Annotated in this window: 3 protein-coding genes; all 3 read right to left on the reverse strand. The window is 60.8% G+C overall.

Annotated features, from left to right (window positions below; all coding sequences use genetic code 11):
• Positions 1 to 712, reverse strand: a 712-nt coding sequence (locus tag QOC89_RS31625) for a porin (protein WP_323048644.1), incomplete at its 3' end; no start/stop codon positions are given.
• A 294-nt stretch (positions 713 to 1,006) separates the two neighbouring features.
• Complete coding sequence (locus QOC89_RS31630; protein WP_323048645.1) at positions 1,007 to 1,762, reverse strand: transporter substrate-binding domain-containing protein; 756 nt, start codon at positions 1,760 to 1,762, stop codon at positions 1,007 to 1,009.
• 70 nt (positions 1,763 to 1,832) lie between these two features.
• On the reverse strand, positions 1,833 to 2,893 hold a 1,061-nt coding region (prpF, locus tag QOC89_RS31635; RefSeq protein ID WP_323048646.1), incomplete at its 5' end, for a 2-methylaconitate cis-trans isomerase PrpF.

Below are 2,893 nucleotides of genomic sequence, written 5' to 3' on the forward strand. Positions count from 1 at the left end.
CGAAATCATAGCGCGCGATCAGCAGATCTTCTCGTGAAGTATTGGTCGCCGTCGTGTTGTTGAGTTGGTAATGCGAATATTCGAGTCTCAGATTTTTAACGTTATAGCCGAGCGTAAAACCGAACTGCTGCGAATCAGACAGACTGCCCGGCACGTTCCCGAAGCCGTAAGAGAGTACGCCGTTGAATCCGCCTAGCTGCGGGGTGCTATAGATCAACTGGTTGGACGCCCACGTGCCGCCCTTCTCGCCAGCGAAGAGTACCGTGGGCCCACTGAACGCGTTGCCGAACGGTGTGAACTGCCCGAGTGTGTTGTATGTGAGCGTGTAATCGCGCCCGGCCTTCAGCGTTCCGTATGGGCTCGAAAGACCAACATACGCGCCGCGATTAAACGCATCGCCCGCCACGGAGGCCTGCCCATTGTTCAACAGGTAGCCTTCTTCCAGCTTGAAAATCGTTTTCCAGCCATTGCCGAGGTCCTCCGTACCGATCAGGCCCCAACGGTCCGTGTCCTGAATGCCGCTTGCCATGCCCACGCCCCACCCTTTCGGGCTACCGCTTTGCAGAACAAGCCCAGTATCGAGGGTGCCGTACAGCGTAACCGAACTCTGCGCGTGGACTGCCGCTGGGCCAAGTGTAAATGCGAAAAGCAAAATCGTCTTTTTCATCGTCGTCTCTAACGTAGGAGTTGTATTTTTTTGGTAGTGGTTCATCTTTTTCTAGAAGCGGCCCATCTTGTTTTAGTAGTAGTCCATATCGATACAGAAGCGTTCTCAAGCACTGCGCCGCGCTACACTTCAACGCTCCCGAACGCGATCGCAGTGTTATGCATGACGAGACTCACCGGTCACAACTGCTGCACCGTGCGCGGCATGAACTGACCGAGTTCAGCCAACGCTGCCTGCGAGGAACGCGAGCAACGGCATCATCTTTCGTAAACATCATGCAGCGCCGCGTCGGTCATTCGGCGGGAATAGCGGCGCTCGGCAGTCACGCCCGGGCGCTCCTCAGCACGTGCTGCCCCCGTGCGCCTTCGCCGGCGCCACCGAAACGCCCGCTATGCCATGTCGCGCAATCAGCGCGTCAATCCGGCCAGACGTTTTCAGCTCGTCAATGAACAGATCGAGGTGCCGCGAAGCGGCAGGACCTCGCACACGCGCAATGCCTGCCGCCTGCCGGATCACCATGAACGGTTCCACTAGTACCCGGAGGTCGTCGTAGCGCCGCGCGTCCGCTTCCAGCTGCTGTCTCACGCCTGCCGCCACTTCGAGGCGTTGCGTCAGGAAGGTCTCAACGACAGCAGGCGAGGTCCGCGCCCGTACGATCTGCGCATGCTTCAACTCTCGTGTCAAAAACAGGTCGTACGCACTGCCCGCGCCGACCGCTACGCGATTGTGCGGCGAGTCCACCTGTTCGTTGGTCGTGACGGTCGAAGCGCGGTCCACCAGATAACATCCCTCGATCAGCAGATAGGGCTCTGTGAATGCGATTTCCGCCGCGCGCACCGGGTCAACCGCGAAGAAACCCACATCTGCATGACCGTTTTCGACCGCCTCGACTGACTTCGCGGCGGCGTCCATGACGACGAGTCCGATCGGCACCGAAAGACGCCGTGCGAGTTCCGTCGCGATATCGACAGAGATGCCGGACGGCCGCGCAGGGTCATCGCCAATACGCGCCAGAATCGGGTTGCCCAGGTTAATCGCGACGCGCAACGTACCGGACGGCGCGAAAGCAGCAATGATCGATGGGTCCAGTCTCATAAAGTGACAACGTGGGTCGAATGAACGGGTGTCGTGCAACGGGCGCGGCAGAAACGATGCAAGGTCATCGTCAGTCCGGAAGCAGGCCGGATGGAATGAACACGGCGCCCTCCATCAACCGGCGGGCGCTGCGGCTCATCACCGCCTTTGTCACGATCCATTTGTCGCCGCGTTGATCCGTTTCGGCGCCGACCACCATCACGCCGGACGGGTGACCGAAGCGGATCCGCGGTTCACGCCGATTGCCGAGAAGCGTGTTGACGACGGTGCCGGGAATAGCGGCCGCAACGGCGATCGCGACCGCACCGGTGCCGGTCATTGCATGATGCAGCTTGCCCATCGACAGGATGCGGGCGTTGATGTCCACCATCGACGGCTCGACGTGCTTACCGCTTGATGCGGTATATGCGTGCGGCAGCGATACGAACGCGAGCTTCGGCGTATGCGGCCGCTTCTGTGTGACCTCTTCCGGCGATTGCCCGAGGCCCATCTTTACGGCCGCATGCGCGCGGATCGCCTCGCATTTCGCGAGCAACCCGGCATTGTTGTTGATGTCGTCCTGCATCTCGTTGCCGCGCAGCCCAAGGTCTTCCGCGTTCACGAAAATCGCCGGATTACCCGCGTTAATCAGCGTGAGCCGATACGCGCCATAGCCTGGCACGTCGACGCTGTCCGTCACGTTGCCGGTGGGAAACATGGTGTCCGGTGCATCGCCTTGCGCATCACCGCCCGGATCGAGAAATTCGATGCGGATTTCCGCTGCCGGGAACGTCACGCCGTCCAGCTCGAAGTCGCCTTCCTCCACGACCGCACCGTCCTTCATCGGCACGTGCGCGACGATCTTGGCGCCGATATTGGCTTGCCAGATCCGTACCGTGGCGACGCCGTCGCGCGGGGCGTTCACGAGCCCCTGTGCGATGGCGAACGGACCGACCGCCGACGTAAGGTTTCCGCAGTTGCCGGACCAGTCGATGACAGGCGCTTCGATCGACACTGCGCCGAACAGATAGTCGACATCGCAGTCATCGCGCGATGACTTCCCGACGAGCACGACCTTACTGGTGCTCGACGTAGCTCCGCCCATGCCGTCGGTGTGTTTGCCGTACGGGTCGGGACTGCCGATCACGCGCA

It is taken from the genome of Paraburkholderia sp. (assembly GCF_034668105.1).
Classification (GTDB): domain Bacteria; phylum Pseudomonadota; class Gammaproteobacteria; order Burkholderiales; family Burkholderiaceae; genus Paraburkholderia.

Coding starts and splice junctions, on each gene's coding strand:
- QOC89_RS31630 (WP_323048645.1), bottom strand. CDS start 1,762: ATGAGACTGGACCCATCGATCATTGCTGCTTTCGCGCCGTCCGGTACG.